Origin of the sequence: Methylobacter sp., assembly GCF_023227905.1 — a bacterium.
Lineage (GTDB): Bacteria > Pseudomonadota > Gammaproteobacteria > Methylococcales > Methylomonadaceae > Methylobacter_A.
This window is the reverse complement of the sequence record NZ_JALOCF010000029.1, coordinates 14,407-39,016: the sequence shown is the minus strand read 5'-3', so window position 1 is coordinate 39,016 and position 24,610 is coordinate 14,407. Positions and strand designations below refer to the sequence as shown.

The 24,610-nt window shown below is 49.9% G+C and carries 20 protein-coding genes; all 20 read right to left on the bottom strand.

The window, feature by feature from the left end; genetic code table 11:
* Positions 1–9 precede the first annotated feature (9 nt).
* The 20 genes from M0R47_RS12660 to M0R47_RS12565 all read right to left on the bottom strand — a co-directional run bounded on the left by M0R47_RS12660 (position 10) and on the right by M0R47_RS12565 (position 24,488).
* A complete protein-coding gene (locus tag M0R47_RS12660; RefSeq protein WP_292555307.1) occupies positions 10–1,743 on the bottom strand; it encodes a hypothetical protein in 1,734 nt (577 codons plus the stop codon).
* 127 nt (positions 1,744–1,870) lie between these two features.
* A complete protein-coding gene (locus M0R47_RS12655) occupies positions 1,871–3,379 on the bottom strand; it encodes a collagen-like protein (RefSeq protein WP_292555304.1) in 1,509 nt (502 codons plus the stop codon).
* 26 nt (positions 3,380–3,405) lie between these two features.
* Positions 3,406–5,925 (bottom strand): phage tail protein, encoded by a 2,520-nt coding sequence (locus M0R47_RS12650; protein ID WP_292555302.1) that lies wholly within the window; start codon positions 5,923–5,925, stop codon positions 3,406–3,408.
* Positions 5,926–5,933: 8 nt separating this feature from the next.
* Positions 5,934–7,910 carry a putative baseplate assembly protein gene (locus M0R47_RS12645; RefSeq protein ID WP_292555299.1) on the bottom strand — a complete coding sequence of 659 codons (1,977 nt, stop codon included), beginning with the start codon at positions 7,908–7,910 and terminating at the stop codon, positions 5,934–5,936.
* Between the two features lie 2 nt (positions 7,911–7,912).
* Positions 7,913–8,317, bottom strand: a complete 405-nt coding sequence (locus tag M0R47_RS12640) for a GPW/gp25 family protein (protein ID WP_292555296.1) — start codon at positions 8,315–8,317, stop codon at positions 7,913–7,915.
* Positions 8,318–8,333: 16 nt separating this feature from the next.
* Positions 8,334–9,026, bottom strand: a complete 693-nt coding sequence (locus tag M0R47_RS12635; protein WP_292555292.1) for a hypothetical protein — start codon at positions 9,024–9,026, stop codon at positions 8,334–8,336.
* A gap of 11 nt (positions 9,027–9,037) precedes the next feature.
* Positions 9,038–9,535: a phage baseplate assembly protein V gene (locus M0R47_RS12630; protein WP_292555291.1), complete on the bottom strand. Its 498-nt coding sequence runs from the start codon at positions 9,533–9,535 to the stop codon at positions 9,038–9,040.
* Complete coding sequence (locus tag M0R47_RS12625; protein WP_292555288.1) at positions 9,532–10,788, bottom strand: hypothetical protein; 1,257 nt, start codon at positions 10,786–10,788, stop codon at positions 9,532–9,534. Before M0R47_RS12625 ends, M0R47_RS12630 begins: the two co-directional genes overlap by 4 nt.
* Before the next feature lie 10 nt (positions 10,789–10,798).
* Positions 10,799–11,494, bottom strand: coding sequence for a LysM peptidoglycan-binding domain-containing protein (locus tag M0R47_RS12620; protein WP_292555285.1), 696 nt, complete (start codon positions 11,492–11,494; stop codon positions 10,799–10,801).
* A 201-nt stretch (positions 11,495–11,695) separates the two neighbouring features.
* On the bottom strand, positions 11,696–12,250 hold the full coding sequence (locus M0R47_RS12615) for a phage tail protein (protein WP_292555282.1): 555 nt from the start codon (positions 12,248–12,250) through the stop codon (positions 11,696–11,698).
* Positions 12,250–14,313 (bottom strand): phage tail sheath C-terminal domain-containing protein, encoded by a 2,064-nt coding sequence (locus M0R47_RS12610; RefSeq protein WP_292555280.1) that lies wholly within the window; start codon positions 14,311–14,313, stop codon positions 12,250–12,252. The genes M0R47_RS12615 and M0R47_RS12610 overlap by 1 nt, the downstream gene beginning before the upstream one ends.
* Positions 14,314–14,328: 15 nt before the next feature.
* The gene (locus M0R47_RS12605) at positions 14,329–14,772 is read right to left on the bottom strand and encodes a phage tail protein (protein WP_292555277.1); all 444 of its coding nucleotides are present in this window, start codon (positions 14,770–14,772) and stop codon (positions 14,329–14,331) included.
* Positions 14,773–14,799: 27 nt separating this feature from the next.
* Positions 14,800–17,991, bottom strand: a complete 3,192-nt coding sequence (locus M0R47_RS12600; protein ID WP_292555274.1) for a phage tail sheath C-terminal domain-containing protein — start codon at positions 17,989–17,991, stop codon at positions 14,800–14,802.
* Positions 17,992–18,028: 37 nt separating this feature from the next.
* Entirely contained in the window at positions 18,029–19,198 is a 1,170-nt protein-coding gene (locus M0R47_RS12595) for a hypothetical protein (protein WP_292555271.1), read from the bottom strand.
* A 14-nt stretch (positions 19,199–19,212) separates the two neighbouring features.
* Positions 19,213–19,836, bottom strand: coding sequence for a DUF4255 domain-containing protein (locus M0R47_RS12590; protein ID WP_292555269.1), 624 nt, complete (start codon positions 19,834–19,836; stop codon positions 19,213–19,215).
* A gap of 34 nt (positions 19,837–19,870) precedes the next feature.
* On the bottom strand, positions 19,871–20,101 hold the full coding sequence (locus M0R47_RS12585; protein WP_292555266.1) for a hypothetical protein: 231 nt from the start codon (positions 20,099–20,101) through the stop codon (positions 19,871–19,873).
* Positions 20,102–20,986: 885 nt separating this feature from the next.
* Positions 20,987–22,492: a sigma-54 dependent transcriptional regulator gene (locus M0R47_RS12580; protein WP_292555264.1), complete on the bottom strand. Its 1,506-nt coding sequence runs from the start codon at positions 22,490–22,492 to the stop codon at positions 20,987–20,989.
* A gap of 563 nt (positions 22,493–23,055) precedes the next feature.
* Positions 23,056–23,211, bottom strand: coding sequence for a hypothetical protein (locus M0R47_RS12575; RefSeq protein ID WP_292555261.1), 156 nt, complete (start codon positions 23,209–23,211; stop codon positions 23,056–23,058).
* Positions 23,212–23,426: 215 nt separating this feature from the next.
* Positions 23,427–23,828 (bottom strand): hypothetical protein, encoded by a 402-nt coding sequence (locus M0R47_RS12570; RefSeq protein WP_292555258.1) that lies wholly within the window; start codon positions 23,826–23,828, stop codon positions 23,427–23,429.
* Between the two features lie 18 nt (positions 23,829–23,846).
* Entirely contained in the window at positions 23,847–24,488 is a 642-nt protein-coding gene (locus M0R47_RS12565; RefSeq protein ID WP_292555255.1) for an SH3 domain-containing C40 family peptidase, read from the bottom strand.
* Positions 24,489–24,610 lie beyond the last annotated feature (122 nt).

The following is a 24,610-nucleotide window of genomic DNA, read 5'->3' as shown; positions in this document are numbered from 1 at the left end:
AGCCTCCTGTTACTTGTTTTTTTGCAGTTTTGCTATCTCCGCTTCATGAATTTCCACTTTACTATTCAATTTCTCTACCATCTCTCGAAGAACGGCAAGTTCATTTTCATCTTTGTTAACCACCGGTTCTGTACAACTCTTGGCTTTTCGATCAGCCAATACCTTCATCAGTTCGGTCCATTCGGTCGGCAGAATGCCTTCGAGCGTTGGTCTTACGACTTGATTCATCAACAGGAACGGCAACGCATTGTCGAATTCGAATTTGTTGGCCAACGGTTGATTGTCCGCGCCTGTGAAACCTAGTACGGCAAGCATTAGGGTTTGGGCATCTATGGTCCTGTCTTTGTTCAACCACGTCTGTGAAAGGAACGTGGCGAATGGGTTTTTAGGGATTTCGTTGAGAGCAACACGCCTTGGAATATTGTGGGTTAAATCGGCCACCCTGGACTCCGGTATCTTTATACGCCTTTCTGGGAACGGAGCGCAGCACAGTTTCACAATGGCGGCACTCAAAGTTTCCTGAGAGCCTAAAGGAGATAGCCAATACTGTAAATTCGGAAAAGTAAGCACCAAGCGACGAGGCCCCCAATTACAGACTTCCAGAATATGGCAACCGGGTCTGCGCACCTTGACTGTCGCTAGGGGGACACAATTGCACTCCACTGGCGGCGGGCATGGTGGAAGCAACGTGGAGCAGAAACAATGAACCCAATATTCAGCGGCGAGAGCTGTTATGCGTAACGCGGAGAAACTAAAAGCTTGTCCCCAGTTATTCTGCCTACTTTGGACAGGCGGTTCTAGGGTAATTTGATTGAGCTTCTCCAGATAACTACAGTCGTAAGTTGGGTATTCCGCGAAAAAATCCAGCAGCGCAGCTTTGAACTCCTGAAACCAAGCATACTTTTCCTGGTTGTTTGCCTCCTGCTTAATTGATGAAAGGATTGCCGTCAAAGTCGACCTGCACTTATTGTAGCGTCTAGTCCATTCACCTTTAGATTGATCATCTCTGTCATTGATGGGATTTGCCGGCGATGCTTTATAAGCGACAAACGAGTAACCCTCACAGATGACCGTCGGCTCGCACTGCGGTGGCGGATTGCGCTGGGTTGAGTGGCATCCAGTGCTGTTTTTCTTGCCGACGTTCCCTTGGCTATGACAACTGCAACCACATGCGGAGGAACCACCGCAGTTACAGCGTGAGCAACAGGCGGCCCCACTGCTACCGCGAAGCGCCGTAATGCCGCGTGAAGGCTTTTCGTCGTAACAGATCGCAAGAATCCAGTCCTCTACTAAATCTTGACAATCCTCATCACCAGTATTATGGAAAGGACCACACTCTTGGGTATGGGCTGTGGGCCTACATTTTTGTATAAGCTCGCAGACATTCACGACGGTATCCTGGCATACCGCAATATCTTCCCCGCAGGGGCTCAATGCGTAACCGGTACGTACGGTGACGCGATCCGGACAAGGGTGGCAGACCACCTCCAGCCCGCAGACGACGCCTGTTCCGTGCAGGTAACGGTTGTGCAGCTTGTTCTTCTCGACGATATAGTGTTCCAGACGGTTCAGATCTTCCTCGGTCAGTAACTGTCCAGCAAAGAAACGGGGCCGGCACAAACATTCGAGACCGCCGCATTCGGGGCACTCGGGCACGGACTTGCATGTGCATGGATCATCGCTCGCCCCAGCAGTTTTTACTGCTTTGGCGTATTCATGACTAAAAGGTCGACGTTCACTCATGAGTTATCTCCAGTTACTAATTCATTGCCGTTCTAGATCTATGGACGATGCTATATCCTGAATGGTTGCGTTTTATCGGTCTTGCCTAACCTTGCCCTGCGGACTGCCATATCTGCGAGGCTCCTACCTAACGTCTCGCCAAGGAGAACCAGCTTTCGAACGTGCCTCCCTGGATGCCATGCTTGCTACCTTGGGGTCGATCTCCAGTCGGAAGCTCAGCTCTAACGAATTCTGCGTCAATGGCTCGACCATCTTTGGACGACAATACGAAATCTCCTCGTAGAATAACCCAAAATTTGGGGCTTATAAGGTCATTTCCGCTCCTATCTATAACAGCTCCCCAAGTCTCACTATCAAGAACAAAAGCAATGCCCTTCGCAATGGTCTCACCAGTGGGAAGCTGCTTGGAATAATCTTCTTCAGCAAAATTAATGAGACCAGATCCATTATCGGTATAATCCACGGGGATGACTTTTCCTCGAACCGGGCAGCGACACCGCAAGAATTTTCCAATGCCGCTTTCTTGAACCGTTTCCACAAGGAGCTGAAATACGTGATCCGCATCTATGCCTCGTACCTTAACGAAATCCGTAAATCCAATAACGATTCCCCTGCCCCTGCGCTCCTGATTCCCTAGCTGTACAGGCAAAAACTCATTGTCCATGTTGTGCATCCAACTGAGCGCATTGATGCGTACCAGATTCTCCTCCAAGCCCGGTCCAGGTGGGCCGGCCTCTCCTTTTTCACCCGTTTCTCCTTTAGGTCCTCGATCCCCCTGTGCCCCCGTTGGGCCTGACGTTCCTGTCCCGCCCAGCCCTTGCTGCATTAGGCACTTGATCAGTTCTAGTAAAACCTGGGTATTCGGCAACAGTTGCCGCCCTTTGCGATTGTCTATAAAGGCAAATCCAGCAAGCGCTGATGGCGGAACAGTCTTATCCTCGATCTTGTCGCTCACATGGTAATTTTCGATAGTCGCCAGTACGACGCAATGCGACGTGTCACATTGCGGACATCCGTCCAGATGAAACCAGAGAATCTCTTCGCAAGCCTGTTTATGCTCTTTGTCATCAGTTTCGACGGCATCATTCTGGTCGTTCGTATTATCAGAGGGCGTATCCGATGCTGGGGAGATTACAATCACATCGACATCATAGGACTCCAGAATGCGATTCGGTGCGCATCTTGTGTCATTGCAACCGCATTCGTCATATAAAACCGGTATCTCTTCAGTTGGACATTCCCGATAACGCAGGCAAACCTGAAGGGTATGAGGATTATTATCTCTCTTATCAATAAGTGCTTTGATAGAAGGCAATTGGGTGATATCGATACATTCTTTCTCACGTACCACGATCTCGTGTCCACAACAGTCGATGGCCGTTCCCGGCTCGATGCAGATAAAGCGATCTCGACATGCCGGATTTGTATGTTGTTTGACTTTTAGGCCGCAGACCACTCCCCAGCCATGCAGTCGCTGGTGATGATGACGCATCTTCTCGATGAAATAGCGCTGCTCATCGGTAAAGTCCCGCTCCAGCATCAGCTTTCCGGTAAAGTAGTTGTTACGGATAAACGGCCCGATCTCGCACGCTGGGCAGAGTCCCTGGGCGTCATCATTATGTTTGTGGTGCGTCATTCCGGCCTCTCCTTCTCCAAATATTTCTAAGTCAAAATAGTCGTAGTGCCAATGCGGGCTTCTTTACCGATCTCTAGAGATGGTCCACCCTGTTTATGGGGAGGTAAACCCAGCACTGACGCTGGTCCCAAAGGTGTTTCATTCAATGTGACGCCTTGTGGCAACCGGCCGATAACGGCATCGAATCCGATCATGGATTGGAAACCGATACGAAAGCGCGGCTCCACAAATTCCAGCTGGTAATGAGTATGGGCCGGACTCTCCGCTTTAAGCAGATTCTCCAGGGCCTTGCGCTGCTGCTCCGACTGACCATAGCAGGCAGGAACAAACACCGTAAACTTATGGGCGTAGACGTGAAACGGATCGCGATAGGGATCTTGGGTCGTTGTCAGTTGCGAATGCCCTACCTGCGCCCCTTCATTCAGTTGCGAACGGTTGACAACACGTTTGCCCCATAGCACGGCTTGATCACCCAGTCGCCCAGCCCCTAAGAACAGCCAGCGGCGCAATTGGTAGTGTTCCAATATCAGTGGCGGCGGCTGCCAGGCGCAAAGGGGCTTTATATCCGGTGGACAATTAGTGGGTGCTGGACGACAGCGGAGTTTCGGCTGATCGCCAGGACAACAATTCTGGTCGGGTTCCATATCCAGCAATAACAGCAGTTGTCGCCAAAGCCCCAGGCGCGTCCCGCGCAGATCGTAGAGTTTTCCCGCTCGTTTCAGGAACTGGCGACGTTTGGCTTCCGGCCAATTTCGGTCAAGGGAGAAACCGATCCATGACGCCAGCCAAGAGAGAAAATCCGTTCCGGTCTTCGGATCTCGCTCGATGGGTGCCGAGAGCGGGTCGAAATAGCGTGCCTGATTGTCGACTGTTTCTTCGATGCTTCGGAAGCTGGTATCGAAAAGGCTAAGAAACCGATCCGTGAAATCGGCACTAACGGGCTCCATACCGAACACGGCAGGGAGATAACGGCGCAGACTGATGCGCGGAAACTCGATCACAATGCTTTCTAGGATGGGCGTAACTTTCCCGTTGCCTCTGAATTCCAGCCGTAGCCATAAGTAGCGCCCACCACCGTTACGAATCAGGCAGTCCCACTCGCCGTCTGGCATCTCGTTAGCGATTCGCTTTGTTTCCCATGCGTCCTCGGGCAGGTTTTGCACCTGATCGTCGTTTGGGAATAAGGCCTCCGCCGTATAGGTCGAAATCTCGATATGAGTTCCTGGAGGAACCTCACCTCGGAGGAGAATGCGGTGCCACTGACATCGGTACAGCTCGCTGTCCAATGCTTGACTGTAGTAAAAACCCTGTTTGTAATAAGCTGGAAGTGCGGGAACTGTTAAGGATGTCACCAAGTCGCCGTGCAAATCAAAGATGCCGTGCTCAGGCATGGGGTGTGACATCCCCGATTCACAGCTTTCCTTTTGGATTTCCTTATTGACGCAGAGTGAGCCAAGGTGCAGGTTCCCTGCCGGGTCCACTACAAAGGTTAGAGGCGGAAACAGAAGCATAAGCGCCTCTAGACGATCCGTTGTTTCTATCGCCTTACCATCCGTATCCACTATGTGGAGGTTGTGCTCTACACCCTCGGCTATGACATACAACCGGTCTCGGCAATCGATGGTGAGATAGATCAATTGTGTATAACCTGTGATTGACGTCGCATCTCCGATGATTTTTTGCTTATCTTTCTTTGATAAGCCTGATTCGTCAGGGACGGAATTTAACCGCTTCTTGAGAGCTGTCAGCGTTTCACCATTAACTAGTTCATTTTCTGCCTTATCAACAACTTTTTTGCCGCTGGCGTCGAAGATACGAATATGCAAGTTAGCATCGATGAGGGCAACTATTACCAAATTACTGCCCTCGCTTACTAGACCATCAACCGCAGCAACAGACATCAAGCGGAGGTCATACCCGATAACTTTACCGAAACCGGACAGATAGGTTTCCCATCGTCCTGTCGGGCTAAACCGATGGATGCAGCCGTTAGCGCCATCGCTTACAAAGACTCTACCCCGACTATCGAATGCAATACCGCAAGGTTCCCAAAGATTAGCGAGGTTTGAATCGGGCGAAGGATCCCAATGACCTCTCAGCACCAATCCATGCAGTGAAAAGACGCTTAAGCGGTGGTTGCCGGTATCACAAATGAAGAGATTACCGGAACAGATACCGATGCCATGCGGGTTACGAAGCTGGCGAACTCCGCTACCTTCTCCTCCGAAGCAGGGAACGGTTTTGAACACGCACTCGCAGGGATCGAATCGTTTCAACGCCAGTGTTTCTGTATCCAGCAGATAGATGCTGCCATCAGGTCCCAAGGCTACATTAGCCGGAACTGTCAGTCCGCCAAAGCTACCGCTAGATTCTGTCAGCGAACGGCTATTGTCCGGGAGCAGTTCGAGCGCCAGCGACTGACCAATGACTATATTCTCTTTATGAGTCAGTTTGGCTTCGTGCCAGCCCGCCCGTGCATTCAACAACCATGATGTGGGATCATGTGGAGGTTGCGGTATTGGCGGTAAAAAATTCTGTGCGCTCATTTTCTGCCTCACTCGTCAAAGCTGTACTGCACTTGTATATTGTGCTGCGTGGAATACACCAGCGCATCTTCCTGAATAGGTATATCCCGGCATTCCTCCTGCTGTTCGCCATCGAGTACGATTACGAGTCGCTGGATGCTTTGAACACCGGCCACAGTGAATACGCGCTGGTATACACGCGAATAAAAGATCGTGCCGCCAAACGGCCAGCCTAGGCCATCTTCGCCGCCTTTCAGCGGATGGAAGTAATCCAGCAACGTTTTTTCAATAAGCTCATCGACTTCTGCGAGATCGGCGTTTCCATTCACGATAACTTCGCCCTGGACCTCTACCTGCTGATAAGTTGGCTTGATGACATAAAGTTCGGTCGTCAGCAGACGGCGTTGCTCGAGGTAAGCGCAGACGGTATGCAATGTGCCTTCGCTTGGCATTGGGTTGGGTACATCGGCATCCGGCACGACAATGACAGTCACAACACCCGGCACTTTGACTCCTGGAAAATTAGGATGAAACAGAGGCAGCGCTTTGGCTCGCTTGATATTCGCGGCCTGCATCGCGAGGTATTCGTAATCTTCGGCAGTCACTGCACGACAGCGGCTCTTGATCATCCGCGGAGCGCGCTTTTTCGCTTCGGTTAAAGTTTCCTCGTCACGCCCGCAGTGAGCTGCCAGCAAATTACCAACGCCGTTATCGTCAAGGCCATCGATCGAGGTAACGAGTGTATTGATGGCCTGCGCCGGTACGTTGCCGCGCTTACCGCCGCCGATCCGGTAAATGCGGGCAACAATGTTGGCATCCGGATTGTTGGGGTTTGCTACTGGGATACGCCCGTTCAGCCCATCGCCGTAGCGGACTTCGCCGGTAGCCCTGTTGAGGATGAAATGTGGTTCATCCGGAGATGAAGCAAAAAAATCGTCGACCTGGTCCCAGACTTGGTAATCATCACCCTCATCTACCTCCAGATGCAGACTGTCAGCCAGAACTGGAGCACTAGCAAGACGGAAAACCTGGTTTCGCCGCCCACTGCTGCCACCCAACACCTCATCAAGGATAGTCTCCGCCTGGCGTGCAGCCACGGTATTGGTTCTAATCGCCAATAGCTTAGGAGGTCGCTCATACTGGCTATGCTCAATAAGAGCCCGAACCCAGTATCGTTCCTCCTTGACCTCGCCGATCACGGCCCTTTTCATGGCATCTTTGGCTGGCGTTTTAAGCAAGATATGACCTGAACGGGTGAAAGCGTTGGTCTCATCCTTCAGAAACTTGAGGCATAGCCATTCAGTGCCATTCCAGTATTGCCAACGGAGACGAGCCGGACCGTAAACCGGAGTATCCGGCAGACCGCATTTCAACGGTGCGGCCTGCCCTTCTTGTTGGGAGATCCACAAAGTCAGATCAAGCTCAACCTGAGGAAAAGCTTCCGTCTTTTCTTTAAGAAAAAAGCCCAGGTAAAACGCTGCGCCATCTTTGGCCAAGGAACCGAACGGTTGATAGGAGTTAACTGCTTTATCGTTTTCCTCGCTCAAATCAGTGAAGGTATAGCCGTCGAACGCTTGTACCGAAGTCAGCTTTGCTCTCAGTGCAAACAGCGCCCGATCCGTTTCAAAAATCAATGGTGGGCCATCGTCCGGGGATTCTGCACTGGCTTGAGTGCGAGAAGGGACAATAACATACGGGGCAGGATGGTCTTCTTTGACCATGAAAGTGATTTCGGTCAGTGCAGGTTCAGCGGACTTTAACTCGATGCCGAGTAATTGCAGAAACTTCAGATAATTCAGCTCCGGAACCTTACCCATGCGATAAAGCAGCATGTCAGTCTGCCAAGCGAAAAGCTGGGCCAGGGTGATGCCAGGATCGCTGTCGTTGAGGTCGGTCCAGACAGGCGTCCACTCCGGGGTATAGCGGGCAATGCGCGTACGTACCTCGGCGATGATATCGTCATAACGGCGATCGTCTATTTTCGGGATATGATCGTCCAACGACATAGTCAGGTCCCCTCGCGGATATAAAATGGATATACCAGATTGCCCAGCGCATTGTTGGAGCGAATCTGATAGTTGATCCGGATCAGCAGAAGATTGAGCTGTTCTGGCGCTATCTCTGCATTAATGTCCAGCACGTCGATGCGAGGTTCGTAGGCGACTAGAGCCTTACGTACGGTTTGCGTCACCATCGCGACCGTTCCCGCATTGTTAGGTGCAAAAACCAGATCGTGAATTCCGCATCCAAAGTCTGGCAACATCACCCGCTCGCCCTTGGCTGTACTCAAGATCAGGTATATGGATTCCTCGATACGCTGCTCGTATTTGGCCTGTGCGATCTTTCCGCCTGGCGTCACTTGCAGTGGAAACTTCCAACCTATTCCGAGGAAGTCGCGTTGATTTGTCATCATACATTCTCCTGTTGAATCAGCTAGGCAAGTTGTTGATAACCTTTTTCAGATCATCGACTGCACGCTTAAGATCAGCGATGACCTGTAACTGGTCTTTCCCTGTTGAAAAAGAGGACATATCCGGCAGCTCCAGTGTTATCCCGGCAATGCCGCCGACCATTGTGACAGTTTTAAAAATCGGATCGAGCGGCTGCAGTGACAACATCAAGTTATCCATCGAGTTTTTCGCGTTCCTCTGGGCACAGATAAGTTCGTCAAGCAATACCGGGTTGCCCTCGGCTGCCTTGAGGTCGATTCTCGCCTGAAATTCGATGAGGCCCTCAAGCTGTCCTAGGAAACAGCTTAGGAAGTTGATCACCAACTGTAATATCCCTTTGATCATGATGACGAGCTGTGGGATTTGAAGCGGAGGAATGCAGCCCTTGAGATCAGCAATCGCACCTAAAACCCCGGGTATAGTGTCGGGCAATTTGGTGAACGGCGGCTTTGCGGCGGTAACAAACTCCTCGAGTTTCATAATGACGTTTAGTATCTTGAACAAACAAGTCATGCTTGCCAGAAGGGGGGCAAGCTGCAATAAGAGATTGAATGTAATCCTGCAGTCATTGGGCGGACCCAGTGAGAAATCCAAAAAACCTTTTAGTTCAGCACCGCCCAGAAGCTGGATACTGGGTATTTCTGGAATCTTTGGTAATTCAACGCAAGCCATGACTGCTCCTCTTAAATTGGTGGTCCGACGGGCGCTACTGGCCGTCCGTTGATAATGACGCTAGGCGCCTGAATGTTGATCATCGCAACGCTCTGGATCGTAATCCTGGCATTGGCTAATTCGATCAGATTGCCGTGGGCGTCCTTAAGTCGGATATATCCCTTATCTCCTCCACTGATATCCGGATCATAGATTTCCACCTCATGCCCGTTCACTGAGTGAATCACTCGTCTATGAGGATCAGTCGTTGGGGGATCGTCCACTCCATTCCAAAGAAAACCCACCACATAGGGATGATCGAAATCCCCTTGTTCAAAGGCAAGCAACGCCTCATCATCAATTTCTGGCATAAAAAAAGCACCACGTTTCTTGCCACCCATCAAAGAGGCGATAGGAGCCCAGTGGCTGCGCTGGGGAGGAATCATCCATGGAAAATCAACTTTGATGCACCCAAGCGTTGGGTCTATTTCCTTTACAATACCTATGACTACACCGTTGCACTGTTTCATACGATTCCTTCCAATAGTCCTATCTGTTCACGACGGGCGTCAAATTTGGTGATATAGCCGCTGTCGTTAATGCTGTGAGTCGATCCGGTAATGAAATAGGTTCCGCTAAAGCGGGAACCCAGACCTTCAATAATCACTTTTCGGCCTGCCCTCAAATCGGGAAGGCCGACACAAGTACCACTAGCCTTGACCATCTCCTTGTGCCGGTCTTTCAATATGGCCTGAGCCACCGCCTTCGCCTCTTTTTCCGAATACACCGGTTTATCGACGACGATTTCCTCGCGTGGATCGCATGTCTTCAACAATTCGTGCAAGTCATGATTCAAGTTAAACTCTTTGTCGTCAAGGGAGGCCCTAACCGAAATCTCCTTTTTTTTGACGCGATCCCAGCCTCTAACAGTTACAGACCTGACTTGATTCGCCGTCGTCAAGGTCGGTTTGAAGTCGATCAGTGAAATGCCCCATTTCAGTTTGAAAGTTACGTCGCGCTGCTCAGGAATAGCTCCATCAGAAGGGCCGAAATAAAGATGCCGTTTACGCTCATCGGGGGTGCCTGCATTCGGATTTCCTTCCCGGACAAAGATTACATAACCCAGACGGAGGGCGCGGGTGAGCAAAAAGTCAATGTCATACTGGTTTTTTTGGGACACATAAGGCAACTGTGGCTCTTTGGCCAGCGCGTTTGTATTGATCACAATGGGTAACGGATTGCGTTGCTTATCGAGGAAGCGCTTGCCCCCAAGCTCTTTATCTACCAAAGTAGCGATGTTCTTGGCAATCTCACTATCGCGTTTGTCACTCCAGGTTGTGCTGTATTGTTTGCGCCGCAATTGATGCAGCACGTTGAGACCACCCACCGTAAGTGTAGGAGCACCGCTGGCTAGAAAATTGGGTGCCATGGTTGTAAAAGTCCCTTTCAACATCAAACGTAGATTACCCAAGTACCCCATCCAGACTTCGACCTCTTTATTGCACGGTTCAAAAAGTCGCAGTCGTCGATCGTCACCGGATTTCCGAGCCAGACGTTCGGCAGTTTCGGAGCCTATATATTTGAAATCCTCGGTGGCTGAGTCCCAGTTGTTGACCGTCAGTTGAAAACTATCAATCTCTTTGATGTTGTCTGTGTAAGTCAACTGCGTCACATCACGCAGGATGTTGCGTGGGAGATTGGCCCCTTCGATCTTGACCTCAAACTGCGGGACATAGAAACCCGATTGTCGAATGGATTCTTCGCTGAGGGTGATGGCGGGCATTTCATATCTCCTACACAATTGGCGGTATGGTGAGAAAAGTCCCCGTGGCAAGCCGACGTGGATCCTCGATATTATTGGCTTCGGCGATGGGACGCCACGCTTCCGGCTTGCGGTAGTACCTTCCGGCGAGGGCGGAGAGTGTTTCGCCCTGCTGCATGACATGGCTGTGGCTGCGATCTGGGGAGCTGAGATTCAACTGACGCAGCTGTTCGTCCAAAGTCTTGTATTCCCGCAGGGTGAGTGACAAGGTCGCCCGCAGCGGCACCCCCTCGGGACTGAACAGAGTGAATTTCTGCTTGATGCTCTCGACCACGCATTGAAATTCAGTGCGCCGCTGGTTTCCTGCGCGGGGAAAGATGTCCGCACCGGGAAAACTTCTGTTCCACAGAAAGCTGCATATGGGTGGTGCATGTCGGGCCGGTTCTATTTTGACCAGCCTATATACGCGATCGGTTAGGGTCGTCACACTGGTCGCCCCAGGCCCCATCCCGGATTCAGTGGTATCGAAAAAAAGGTCCACGGTCATCTTTTCATTTTGGCCGCGTACGAATTGGAGCAGCGGTGAGTCGAGACCGGGAATCGCGATTTCTGCAATTTGCACGCCTTTATCCAGTGAAAACTCGGTCGGGTTAAACTGAACCTCGAAGAATTCCATTGGAGCATCGTGATAAATAGCCACCAGAGTCGCTTTTTGCAATTGTTCCACTATCGATCCTCCTCGTCTCGTTCATGACTTACGCCGCCGGTAATGCGTCGTTCCGCCTTGGCCCGCTTATGGTGTTCTTCCTGCTCGTTGACCGCCTGAAGAACAGCGCGCACGATTTTCTCCAGGGTTTGGGGTGCTAGCAGTGAATCGCCATCCACTGTGCGTATCGTACTGACAACGTTGCTGATCTCGACTTCCATATCAAGTCACCAATCCTGAGACAGCACTGGCTGTTGCCGCACTCAAGCCCACGGCGGAGAGCTGATAGATTCCCTCATGAACAATCTCGATGGATTCTATCGCCACGTTGTTCTGAGTGGAATTGAGGGAGGGTCCTGTGTATTTAGCCGGTAGCCCGCGCCGGAAGTACCAGATGTTGTTCGGCACCCGTAGGTCGGTCAGCAGTGCGATAATGCCGTCACGTCGCCTCCCTCTGCCTTCTACAAAGCCGTAGTGCCAGTCCCAGAGTTCGGTTCCCGAGCCGATGCCTTTCTTCAATGTGATATTTGACCATTCCACGCGTGTAGGAAACTTCAGAACTGTGCTATTGCGGCCGCCTTCCCGATAATCCTCAACCTTCAACGACATCTCCAACCCGCTGCATTCGCTGAAACCACCCGCCGCGACATCAAGAATGGCTGACAGTGCGGCGGAACCAGTGGTTGCCAGAGCGCTGCTGCTGTCGATGAGGCTGATGACGAAATTGTGGTTCAGTACGGGATCGGCACGGACTGCGGTTTTGCTGAGGATAGCCATCAGAACATTCCTCCTGATATGTTGCGTGTTACTTCAGTAATTTCAAATTCGTTATGGGTTCGTCCGACCCTTATAATGACAAACTCAAATGGCTGAGAAGGCGCCACACCGACCTCAGCCAGGAGCCTACCATTGCTGCGTTCGGTTTCTGGATTGTTTGCCTCATCGCATTTGACGTAGAACGCATCATTCGCCACGTCACCCATGAGCGCGCCTTTCTGCCATAAAGACAGCAGAAAGCTTGTGAGGGAGAGATGCAGCTTGGCGCGGGTAAAGGTATTGTTGGGTTCAAACACAGCCCACTGTGTCGAAACGTAAATAGCTTTTTCAATCATCATCAATAGACGACGGACATTGACGAAACGCCAGTCTTGATCGCTGCTCATAGTACGTGCTCCAAAGATACGAATGCCACGACCTGCCAATGGACGAATAACGTTGATACCTGCTGGGTTGAGGATACCGTGGACTGCATCTCCAACCACGACAGTCACATCCTGTGTCCATACCAGCGGGGCATTAGCTGGAGCCTTATGAACACCAAACTGGAAGTCAGTTTGCGCATACTGTCCAGCCACATGTCCGCTGGGAGGAATATCGCGCATTAGCGCTGCGCTGGAGCGCAAAGGATCCACTACCCGCAGCCAGGGATAATAAAAAGCGGCGTACTTTGAATCGAATCGACTGCGCCAGGCGCGCACTGCCCCGACCCCCAGCACATCGTCATGCGCCGCGGCAAAAGGTGGATCCAATAAGGCAATGCGATCTCGGCGTTTTTCACATTGCTGGATCAAGGCCGATTGCACCCAAAATATCTCTTGTTCAGTAAATACGGGTGGCAGGTCGCCTACCGAGGGTTTTCTGGGAATCGCTGGCGGAAGAGGGCCTGATGGCAGACAGGAATCGGGGACACAGGGAGGCAGAGGTGATTTCGGCGGAATCGCCAAGGGTTGTATATGAATGTCCGGCGCCGCGACAATCGCTACTTCATCAATATCTTCCAGAGTTCGTAATCCTCGCTGTTTCTGTTGTTTCAGCACATCGCTGTCCCGCGGAGAAACTTCCTCGCCAATGAAGTCATAAATGCTTAACAGCGCCAGACCATCGGTTCCACCTTCAAGTGGTATTGTCAAATCCGGAGTTACTGCCAAGGGAGCCAGCCAATCCAATGGCTTCTCCTCCGGATCGCGCATCTCCTTGATGACAATGGGCTCAGGCGCGATCGGAAGCGTCTTCATAATATCCATTTCCTTTGGCACTTCAAGCTTTTCGAGCACTCGGGGGCCGTATCGTTCATGGTCCGGGACGAGAGAAAGATCCTCATAAACTCGAATAAGACGGCCTCGCTCCCGCACCAGCAATGTGTACTCTACACTTTCGACAAGAATGGGCAGATTCGCAACGAAACCAGTCAGAGGCGTATCGTCATAATATCCCTGCATCTTTGAGTTTTTATCATCCCAGTAGTGGCGCCGCATCTCCGGCTTCTTATGAATCCAGATTAGGCGTTTTTCACCCGCCAAGTTTTTCTCTCCGGCATCGACATCGGAAACAATTTTCCAGGATGTTTTCGTGCCCTGTGTCAGGCGAACGTGGGTTCCTCGTACAAACCCGGTAGTCGAAGCAACAATGGAGTATTCCGGCACACTGGTTCCTGGATCTGTCAGTGTTTGTGCGCGATGAGTCTCTCGAACCAGAACCTCCAGGTCATTTCCCCAAACACCAGGACTGAAAGCTTCAATACGCCAGATATCCTGATGGTTAAAGTCTTGCAACGTCATCGTCGCGGTTGCAGCGATATCGGAGGCTATGCGGACTACCCAACAACGCTTACCACCATTTTCAAAAAAGCCTCGCACCGCATAAGACAAATAGCCTGCCCCAGTGAAACTTCCGAAATAGGATTGAAACTGACGCCAGGATTTTACAGGCACAGGTATATGCAGTGGCCCACGCTGAGCTATTCCGACAAAGCCGGTGATATCCGTGCGGATCGCGGCGATGCCTAGGGCATTTGCATCGACTCGCTCATAGTAGACACCGGGTGTTTGATATGTTGGCACAGTTTGTCCCTCTTGTTAGGAAGTCTCTATCGTTAGCCCTTCATGGACAAGTTCCACTGACTCCATCGCTACTTCATTGCCGCTCGCCTTGAAACTTGGACCTTCAATCTTGTTGACCCAAGCGTTTTCTGCATGCCAGCGCAGCACCGGCTGGCGTTGCTCGTTCATAAGCACAATGGTGACGTTGCGTCGGTCGGGTATGCCATTGAAGATATTGGTATACCACGCCCACAACGACTTATCTTGAGTATAGCCGCGCTTTAGGGTGATATTCGTATACTTTCGCAACCCGACTAACTTGCGCACATTGGGCTGGCGATCAGTTCCTTCGCGGTAGTCGACAGCATCCCCTTCGGCAGTCAGTCCGCTGCATTCGCTGAAGGCGCCGAGCGGAACATTATCTATCTCGAGTTGAAAGTTAAATGCGCGGTAAGGATCTCTACGTTCACCCGTTGCCATGTTCTTTACCTCCAATAACCTTATCCATCAATCATCCGCATGCGCGGTCCAAAGGCCAATGCGGACGATGACATATTCCGCGGGTTTTACCGGAGCCACCCCAATCACTACGATCAACCTGCCGCTATCGATATCCGTCTGCGTCATCGTAGTGCGATCACACTTCACAAAATATGCTTCCTCCACCTTTGTGCCTTCAAGTCCGCCGTTACGCCAAACCAAAGTCAAGAAATTGGAGATGGAACGGCGCACTCGAGCCCACAAAGGTTCTGCATTGGGTTCGAAGACAACCCACTGCAATCCCTTATCAATGGAGCTTTCAATAAAGATCAGCAGACGGCGGACATTGACATACTTCCAATCCGAGTCGCTGGTGATGACGCGCCCACCATAGACCCGTATTCCCCGGTTGTTGTTACGGAAGTCGCGAATAACGTTGATATTGACAGGATATGGGTTAAGGATATCGTGCTGCTCTTTATTCAGCAGACGCTGTAACCCCAAAATCCCTCGCACCACTTCATTAGCCGGCGCCTTGTGAACGCCGCGTTCGATGTCGGTACGGGCGTAGATGCCAAGCATATGGCCGCTCGGCGGAATCGGATAATCCGCGATATGGGCCAAGTTGGTCGGATAAGGGTCGGGAATCAGTAGCCAGGGATGATACAAGGCAGCGTACTTGGTATCGAACTGTTGCCGCTGATTCTGCACATCGGCAAGTGTATCGTTTGGAGGCCGTTGAGCATCTAGTACTGCGAAACGGTAGCGCATCAGTTCGCAATGGTTAATCAGCCCATTCTGAATTTGCAGGCTTGTTTGGCCCGGACAGGCAACGATACTGATCTCTTCAATATTCCGTAGGCTGTGTAGACCAGTGCGGTTTTCCGGGTTGGGATCATCCTGCCCGATATAGTCATTCTCGATGAGTGTGCCAATCTGATCGTCGCCATCGATTAGCACGCGTCGGGCAGATTCCTGCCGTCCGTTCACCAAATCCACCAGAAACTCCGGCCCGAGACGGATGCTGTGCAAGATATTGGTGCGGTTCGGTTCTACCAGATCTTGGGCACGGTCCCTAACTCGAACATAAACTGACTCTCCCTCGGAGCGGCGGTCAGACAGCCGCAGCGGACGACCATCCTTGTCGTCTGATGCGCCGGATACCCATGTTGTGCCGATCACGTGATGGACGTAACGGCTGTGCCGGTCATCCAGTGATAGATTACGGAAGGTCTCGGCGTCTAGAATCTGGTTGTTACGACTGGGTTGGGCGGGATCGAGCTGGCGCAACAGGAACACGCTCAGGGAAAACTCGATTGAGACGACGGCCATACCTAAGGCTGCTACTGCGGGAAGTGCAGTATTCAGAGTCAATAAATACCCATTCTGCCGGTCAATCGAATCCACCTTAAAAGGCATGTCGATGGGAGTGCCCTGGCCGTCCGTGAGACTCAGAATGGTGCCAATTTCAACGCCAGCGGCCGAGTCCAGGCGGATATGGATCGGGTCTTGAATGCCCGATGGATCATTACGGATCCGGCTGCGTACCAAAGGCGTTGTTTCGCGGCGTGTGGCTATGCGTAAGCGGTTGCCCCAAACGCCCGGATCGAGGGCGAACACCATCATGAGTTCATGCCGCTCGACGACGGGCTGGGGCGCGGCGTGCGGTTGCAGTAGTGGGGCAGTCAGTTTCAACTGCTGTACAGTGAGTGCTTTATGTGCAACTAAGCGTAGATAGACTGGCACAGTTCCCGGCACAATGATGCGAATCAAGTCGTTGATTGTCGGTGCTACCGTCAATAACGACGCAGTGATCAAACCACTCGTCGCCGATGTGTTCAACTCGTGGATGATAGTAGCGGCTTCAGCCTGCGTGGTAATAACCTGAACGGCAATGATTTGGCGCGAGGCGATCGATGCACCACCATGAGCGTGGGCGAGGGGCGTTTCCAATACAATGCGTCCCGGATCGGGACTGGTGCCCGATCTGTTGGGCAGATCGCGAATGACGACGTATTCCACATCGGGATCATTAGGTGCGCCGACCCGCAGCACTTGACCGATTGATAGTCCTTGGCGATTGTCGACTAGCAGCGCCATAGCACCTGCATTGACCAATGCATCGAGGATCTTGACACTAATGACGCCGCTATCAGCTCGCGTCACATGCTCGACGTAGGCGCCGCCGCGTGCTTCATAAACGAGAGATACTCCGAAGGCGATGGCATGGACAGCGCCGACTCGGCGGAATTCGCCCCGCGTACCCTCGACGACTCTGACGAATTCCTTAGGGGCGAAGGTGGAGTTGGCAGTGACTACCAGAGTTGTATCGCCACCGACTGCGTCTCTCGTCAGTTGCGTAACGCTTGAAGGCGGTGATGGAAGCGCATTAAGCACACGAACCTCTTCGCCGTCGGCATGATCGAGTTGCAAAGATGTGTCGAGTTCCACTCGCCAGTTTCCATCACCTAAGTCGACAGCACTACGGATGTAAATTAGCTCCTCGTTAGTAAATGATAGTCCGGCTTTGCCAATTTGAATCAAGCGATCAGGAACGACGACAGCACCGCTAGCTCCCGTGATAGTCAAGGAAGTCGCGCTGGCATTATGTCCGCCAACTAACGTACGTGTCACGGCGACGGTAGGCAGAGTATTGTAGTTCTCGACGTTATTCGCCACCACCTGATGGGAGCGCCACAAGGGAAGGCCGGTCACTATGCTGGTAGTTGAAACAGTGGGCGGCGCCACTGCTTGGCTATACTCGGCGTCCGAACCAGTGCCGATGCGCACCCAATCTTTCGCAACGATCGTCCCCACTGCGCCAGCCCAAACAAACAGCACATCGTTCGCGAAACTGGGGGCTCGGGTCAGCAGAGTGGCGGTAGGCACGCCTTCCTCCTGCATGAATAGCAATGTGCGAGCCAAGGACGCTGCATTTGTAGAGAGTACGCGCGTGATATACGATCGCTTGCCGCCGTTGGTGAAAAAACCTTCGACGGCGTACGGCAGAAAACGGTGCTCTCCATATAGATCTTTGTTGAGCCTTTCACCGAACCAGCGTCGGTACTCGCCGTAACTGGTAATGAGGATTGGAACATTAACTGGCCCTCTTTCCGTAACACCAATCATCCCTGCCGTGCTGGTGCTTACTCCCTCAATCGGTTTGCTACCGGTATCGATTTCCTCGACGTAAACTCCTGGGGCTAGATACTCAGGCATAGCGGCTCTCCATTGTAGATTTTAAGCAACTCGTGATTCATCGTAATATAAAATCCAGTCGATTTTCATGAAGGGTATAATCGGGACGAAACTCCATCTGAACTGGCGTCAACGATCCGTGTTGTGCACGGATCTTCAACTGAGCGACACGACTCAGCGGTGGTAGCCGATAATATCCCTCTGCATCGCTAATCGTCGAAAATAGGCTCACCCGATGATATTCAGCGGTGTTAGGCCCACCTAAAATCTTGACTTGATTCCCCGTTGTAAGGCCGGTCACATTGTTCAAAAATACGCAGGTATCGTCCGCAAGGGCTTCTTGAGTGAACTGTTTTTGAGGCCCTAAGGATTGTGGATTGACTTTCTGAATCCGTGCATTTTTTCGGTGCGCATGCAGCAAAGGGTGATCCAGCATAATAACGGCCGGCTGAGTCAACGTGCCGGCTCCAGCGATCGTTTTGATCGCTATGTATTCCGCGATATCCGGTTTATCGGAATCGATCAATAAGATGTTGCCAAGGTTCAAGTTCTGTCGATTCGACAGTCGAATGGGATTGGCGTCCTCGGACACATCATCCAACAGGAACTTATCGTCGCCCAAGATTGGCTGCAAGTTTCGAAGTTCAAGCTGCCCCGCAATAGCGCCGCCTCGGCCGGAGTAAAGCCGTGGATGCAGGGAAACTAAATTAGGCGGGCTAGATGCAATAACCAGATTGGCAGGTGGAGGCTTTCTCCAGATTCCGGTAACTCTAACGACCGCCCCGGAAAGCGGTTTTGTAGTATTCCCACTTGCCCTAACCACTCTCCCCGCAATTACGGTGGGTTCCCTATGAAGGGCCACATCTGCTGGCTGAGGCGGCGTAAAATTGCCTGGGAAATTGGTATCTTGCAATATAGAAAACGATGTTTTACCGGGTATGTAGCCTTGTGCCTTCACCTTCAACATTAAGTCGTATTTTTGCGAAACCAGAGCTGGGAAAACCTGTTGAGGGATGCCGACCAGTCCTACTAAACCATCACTTGCCACGCGCGGAACCAAATGGAGGGCATCGGATTCGATAGTGATTGCGCTGAGAGGCGGTTGGCCTGTCAGTTCATCGATAACCTTTGCGCGGACAACTGCCCAGAAACGTTGACCTAGAGGTTGAGGATCGTCAGGGGAAAAGACAGATACTTTACTATTTACTGTTTCGACTCGGCGTGTCATCTTCTCTATCCCAATTATGGTGTTGATGAAACAATGACTCCAGACTCCGGCATGACAACGATCACCGGACTGACCCTTTCCGGCTCCATTGCCGAATCTACATTAACAACGCCTACCTCGTAAGAAACGGATAATTGATAAGAGCCTTCCAGGGCATCCCAAACTCTTGTAATCTCTTCCAGGTTCAATGACTCCAGACAAACGTTTAATTCGACTTCAGTTCCTTCGAAATCGTCTTGAAGATCTGAGCCTCGGAGAGTGGGATGGTCATGAAATATCTGCAGGATCTTTCCAAGAATCACTTGTTCTGTTCCAGGATCCACCACTGCGTTTGTCGTGTTAACAATGGGTGTTATCAGATAATGAAGACACACTGGCAATGGTGTACTCTCAATTTGGTTAAAATCGCGCCGCATAGGGGGTGTATTTAAACGTTCTGCATCTCTGATAACTCTGTATAACCATACAGAGACGCCTTCTATATTTCTTTCTGTCAACTCCTTAGGTGTATTCAACGAGACAACCATGTTTCCGGCACTTGCTGGATTGAATAAAAGCGCCAAGATTGGATCGGACGCCAGTCGAACGCGGATACTATTGGCTAGTGTTAGGCTAGTTGCACGTAATGCAGTAAACATGAGCGTTTATTCCCTCTTCAAATAGTTCGACATGCTAGGTTTCATCACCACTTACTAGATCGATAACCCTTTCTAACGGAACAATGACAAAATTCTTTACTCCTTCCACCTTCACTACAGCAAAAGCATTTTTCTGCAATCCACTGTCGGTAAGATCAACGACTTTTCCTTCTAAAATGTCATTTCCATGCAGCACGTTCAGTATTTCTTGAATAGCCGGAAGGTAGATATCATGTACCCTGAAATGCACTACCTGGTTTTTCATATCTGTTAAGGTTCTCATTGTTCTTGAACAGTGCTTTCCACTTTCTTCATTATCTTAATGAGCACGATATGTGCCATGTTCAGAACAGAACGATCCACGTCAGGAAGCTACTGATAAACAATGCTTTTTAGGGTAGTTTTCTTCTTAGGCGCCACGCCAGAATCGAACGTAAAATGAAAGGTCTTTCCGGGAGGGAAGTCATTTTCCGGAAAACTTTTTCTGAGAAGCTGTTTGGAAATTATTGCGTCAAGCCTAACCATTCAACATGATGCGAGTCATGGTGATGTAAATCCAAGCTTCGTCGATGCGAATCAGTCGTTTGTAGGTCTTACTGAGACAACGCGACTGGTTTAATCAAGCGAATGTTCTTTCGACGATCCAGCGCCTAGGGCAGCAAAGCAAAGCCACGCGTTTGTTTTGGACGTAATACGACAGCCAGGCAAAACTTGAAACAGTCAGCGCCACATTACACTAATCGCCTGCTATAGCAGTCATCCACCCAAATCTTCCGCAGCCTCTTATCACTACCAGGCAGGTTTCATAGCAACAAGCGGGACTCCATCGCGGTCTTGAACACTGGCAACGGTTACCCTGACGACTAACAGTAGACCCAGCGTATCGACCAACAGGTGGCGCTTGCGTCAATTGCCATTTTTTCCTTGCATCGTAGTCACTTACGCTCAGTGTTGCCGCCCCTTTAACGCTCTGATCATCCAACCGAACTGGAGGTCGGCTGTGTGCGCCGGCCCAATTTTTGCTGCAACCTTGATCGCAGCAAGTCGTGGAGACATCTCCAGGTACCGTTACACGACCAATGGTAAAAATGATAAACACGGCTGTCCAGTGGGGAAACTCACTCAAAACAGCTTCTGAGTAAAAATTGGATCAGTGGCCGAGATGATGCTTTCTAAGCTTGTTGTAGACACTACGTGGCGTAATTCCGAGAAGACAACCGGTCTCTGTCTGATTGCCATGCGCTTGATGCAATGCGGCTTCGAGTATCAAACGCTCACAGTAATCCAGAGCATGGGCAAGATCCCATCCGTTCGAGTCCAACCACTGGATAAGAGAATTAAGTTCTAGAGGCGATGGCTGGCCGGATTTCAATGCCTTCTGGATCTCGTAGCATAGCGCAGGCTTCGCTTGGCATTCATGCCGCTCACACAACTGTTGCAAAATCTCGGCAGGCAAATCGGATAGCCCAAGTGGATTACCATCCAGTTTGTTTACTAATGCTCGTCGTACCAGATTTTCTAATTCTCTTGCGTTTCCTGGAAGTTCCAACCGGGCCATAGCCTCTAAAAAGTCTCGATCCGCCGAAAGAATGTCTGCGGTTGTAATAGTCCGGTATTTGGTCAGAAAGTACTCGACTAACGGCTTTATATCGGCGGTCCTTTCCCTTAGCGGACATAAATAAATAGATAGCACATTAAGTCTATGAAATAAATCTAAACGGAACTCTCCTTGTTCCACTTCATATGCCAAATCACGATTGGTAGCGGCGATAATTCGAAAGTCAACAGAAGTTTCCTGATCATCGCCTACACCCAGAACACTTTTTTCTTGAAGCACTCGCAATAGCTTCGCCTGCAGATCTACTTTTAACTCGCCGATCTCATCGAGAAAAAGTACCCCACCATGCGCAGAACGAATGAGTCCGCTCCGATCCCGATCGGCGCCTGTGAAAGCTCCTCGCTTGTGACCGAACAATTCACTCTCAGCCACGCTAGGACTAATTGCTCCGCAGTTGATAGCAACGAAGGGTCCCTTACTACGTTTCGGATCTAGCCGATGAACGGCACGAGCAATGAGTTCTTTTCCTGTTCCCGATTCGCCTGTAATTAGAACGGGCAAATCGCTGAGTGGACTGATCTTAATAACTTGCCGGAAGATGGACAACATAACCTCGCTTTCCCCGGCAATGCTGAAAGTATTCATGAGATTCCTGATTTTATTTTCTTCCTTCTGCTCGCGCTCTTTTCGCTCCAACATCCCCATGAGTGTGCGTTGCAAATCCTCAGTAAATTCAGTTTTGCCGCTGTCGAGCACACAAGCGGCCCCAACTAATAATGCTCGGCAACGCTCACTTAAGATCCAAGAATCAGCATCCTGCTCATGAGAGATCACAAAAAAACCGTGTTCTTTGAGGCGGCGAATAATATTCAAGCCAAGGGTATCTTCTATTGGACATGTTTCTAGTGCAACGATAGCCAAACAACAAGAGGGAGAAAATTGCAGGTTATCAATAGATGTAATGCCTTCCAACAAAAGAGGCCTTGCCCTACATTTTGATACAATACGTTCGATAAGCTTCAATCGGGAACTTTGATGTTCCCATATAAGTACAGTCCATTCAGCAGTTACTGAAGGCAAGATTGTTTCAGTTGCCATAGAACATGAAAGTGGTGTCAATCATGCTGCCAACGTAACTGCAGGAGCCAGTTATGCTGCTTTGTTGATTTGAAGATGCCTGGGATCTGTATTTTCTCATTGCTTCTCACATAATTTTTATCAACCGAAAAAAAACATTCAGGGACTTGAATATATACTACAGAGTCGAAGCAGTTAGCTCTGTGGGAGTTTTTTTCACGCTAAACTCTTTAATGTCTTAATGTGGAAAATGGCTTTCAATATTTGTCATCAAACAGCGTTGAATTTCCCAGTTAAAAAATTAGCATATGCAATACTATCAATATGATAGCGGGAGTTGATGGAAAATTTAAGAGCTCTTTTGTTATAAAAGTGGAAAAATTTAGGTGCCGTTTTCCACTATAAGAAGACTGCTTAAGAAAGTGTCCAGTTTTTGTTGACCATTACAACTCAGTCTGGTCGACTATTCCAATGCTGTAGAGTACGCTATACAGATTCTCCCTGGTCAATTTTCAATCGGTGCCAACATTTAAGGTGTTTAAGATGCGTTTGATAGTTTTGCTTGAACTCTGTTTCGGATGATGTCATTGTTGGGTAACCTCATTATTTAATGCTAAACGATCCCTCTGGTTGAGAGGCTTGAGGTTAAATTTTAATTGTTTTATCGGGTGGCTGTTCGGCGGGGTGTTCTCCGCGATAGCGGCTTCGTCCAACAACATTAACCACATTACACTTTGCATTGCTTATTCTCCTTTTTCTTTTCCGAAGAAAATCTAACGTTACGGTAAGGGACGCACCGCCTCAGTGGGCTTAAGCGAAGCCGCCTGGCCTTGATAAAAAACGAAACTCCAAAACCGCCACTGGGCGGCGCGTCCCTTTGACTGGCTTGTTGGGCTAGATATGTTCACCCAAACTTAAACAATCGCCCACAAAAAAGGCAGATAAATTTGATTAATCATCCTGCAACAATTTTAATCCACCGCCCATAAACCCAACCTGATTTGCACTGGCCCGAATAGACTTGAGCAGGATTTATCGGGCTATTGACTCCGCAATCAGCATTTTTATTATGACTGTAAACCACACCTAACCATTTACCATCTGCTGACGTTTGACAAATAAATACTTGCTGACCTTCATACAGTTTATCAATCAAGGCATATCGGCTATTTGTCCCCGAACGCACTGCAAGAAAATTATCGCTTTGAGGATTAAGTCCAAAAACAATACCCAATCCCGTACAAGCATCTAAGTTCTTTTCACCGCCCACCATGACAGGTATGCCAATAACATCTGCCGTCGCCGCACTACTTAACAAACTGCTGAGAAGGAGCAGCGCAAGTAAAAAGGGATACATAATGCACATCCAATCAAATTAGTTAGGAATGCGATAACTAAGTAATCTATCGGCAGGATATGCAGTGATACTTACTGAATCACTTTGATTACCACCAAGCACTTTAACGTGAGTATTAGTTTGTGAAACAAAAAAGGCAACGTGCCCAGAAGAAGGATTAGGCGGCCGTTTAAAAACAGCGATACAACCTTTAATAGGCATTTCCGTTTCTTTACCCCATGTCAACCAAGAACGCGCCCACGCTGAATTCGTTCCTTGTTTATCTGATTGCTCAACACACCAATTCACAAATGCTGAACACCAAGGAGTTTCATCATTTTTTGCAGAAACACTACCAAGATCGGTTGAGCGCAAATACTCAACGATACGGGAATTATCACCACTACCTGCTATTTCTTTAATATGTTTGTTATATTCTTCAATGGCTTTTTCAAACCATGGAAAGTATTGTTTAGTAGTTTCATCCGTTACTTGCAGATACGCATTTGATGCCCAGCCTGTTTTACCATCTGCCGTCTTAACATTTTCCCAATTTCCACTATTAGGCCCTACTGATGTAACAATATCATTTTTGTGCAATACACCAATTATTTCACTTCCATCCTTTTTAGGCGCATCACGTAAATAAAGACTGTCTACGGTAACTATAAAATTTGTCATAATGTTCTCCTAAATTATAAGCCCTCTAATTTTGGAATATCAGCATATGTACGAGGACGGTTTACATATCTAACGAAACCTTATTAGTTCTAGCATTTCAAGCTATTAACTTGCAATTTCGA

Excerpts from the sequence above, each read along its gene's own strand:
- M0R47_RS12660 (WP_292555307.1), bottom strand. The coding sequence starts at position 1,743 with ATGAGTGAACGTCGACCTTTTAGTCATGAATACGCCAAAGCAGTAAAA.
- M0R47_RS12655 (WP_292555304.1), bottom strand. The coding sequence starts at position 3,379 with ATGACGCACCACAAACATAATGATGACGCCCAGGGACTCTGCCCAGCG.
- M0R47_RS12650 (WP_292555302.1), bottom strand. The coding sequence starts at position 5,925 with ATGAGCGCACAGAATTTTTTACCGCCAATACCGCAACCTCCACATGAT.
- M0R47_RS12645 (WP_292555299.1), bottom strand. The coding sequence starts at position 7,910 with ATGTCGTTGGACGATCATATCCCGAAAATAGACGATCGCCGTTATGAC.
- M0R47_RS12640 (WP_292555296.1), bottom strand. The coding sequence starts at position 8,317 with ATGATGACAAATCAACGCGACTTCCTCGGAATAGGTTGGAAGTTTCCA.
- M0R47_RS12635 (WP_292555292.1), bottom strand. The coding sequence starts at position 9,026 with ATGGCTTGCGTTGAATTACCAAAGATTCCAGAAATACCCAGTATCCAG.
- M0R47_RS12630 (WP_292555291.1), bottom strand. The coding sequence starts at position 9,535 with ATGAAACAGTGCAACGGTGTAGTCATAGGTATTGTAAAGGAAATAGAC.
- M0R47_RS12625 (WP_292555288.1), bottom strand. The coding sequence starts at position 10,788 with ATGCCCGCCATCACCCTCAGCGAAGAATCCATTCGACAATCGGGTTTC.
- M0R47_RS12615 (WP_292555282.1), bottom strand. The coding sequence starts at position 12,250 with ATGGCTATCCTCAGCAAAACCGCAGTCCGTGCCGATCCCGTACTGAAC.
- M0R47_RS12605 (WP_292555277.1), bottom strand. The coding sequence starts at position 14,772 with ATGGCAACGGGTGAACGTAGAGATCCTTACCGCGCATTTAACTTTCAA.
- M0R47_RS12600 (WP_292555274.1), bottom strand. The coding sequence starts at position 17,991 with ATGCCTGAGTATCTAGCCCCAGGAGTTTACGTCGAGGAAATCGATACC.
- M0R47_RS12595 (WP_292555271.1), bottom strand. The coding sequence starts at position 19,198 with ATGACACGCCGAGTCGAAACAGTAAATAGTAAAGTATCTGTCTTTTCC.
- M0R47_RS12590 (WP_292555269.1), bottom strand. The coding sequence starts at position 19,836 with ATGTTTACTGCATTACGTGCAACTAGCCTAACACTAGCCAATAGTATC.
- M0R47_RS12585 (WP_292555266.1), bottom strand. The coding sequence starts at position 20,101 with ATGAAAAACCAGGTAGTGCATTTCAGGGTACATGATATCTACCTTCCG.
- M0R47_RS12580 (WP_292555264.1), bottom strand. The coding sequence starts at position 22,492 with ATGGCAACTGAAACAATCTTGCCTTCAGTAACTGCTGAATGGACTGTA.
- M0R47_RS12575 (WP_292555261.1), bottom strand. The coding sequence starts at position 23,211 with ATGCAAAGTGTAATGTGGTTAATGTTGTTGGACGAAGCCGCTATCGCG.
- M0R47_RS12570 (WP_292555258.1), bottom strand. The coding sequence starts at position 23,828 with ATGTATCCCTTTTTACTTGCGCTGCTCCTTCTCAGCAGTTTGTTAAGT.
- M0R47_RS12565 (WP_292555255.1), bottom strand. The coding sequence starts at position 24,488 with ATGACAAATTTTATAGTTACCGTAGACAGTCTTTATTTACGTGATGCG.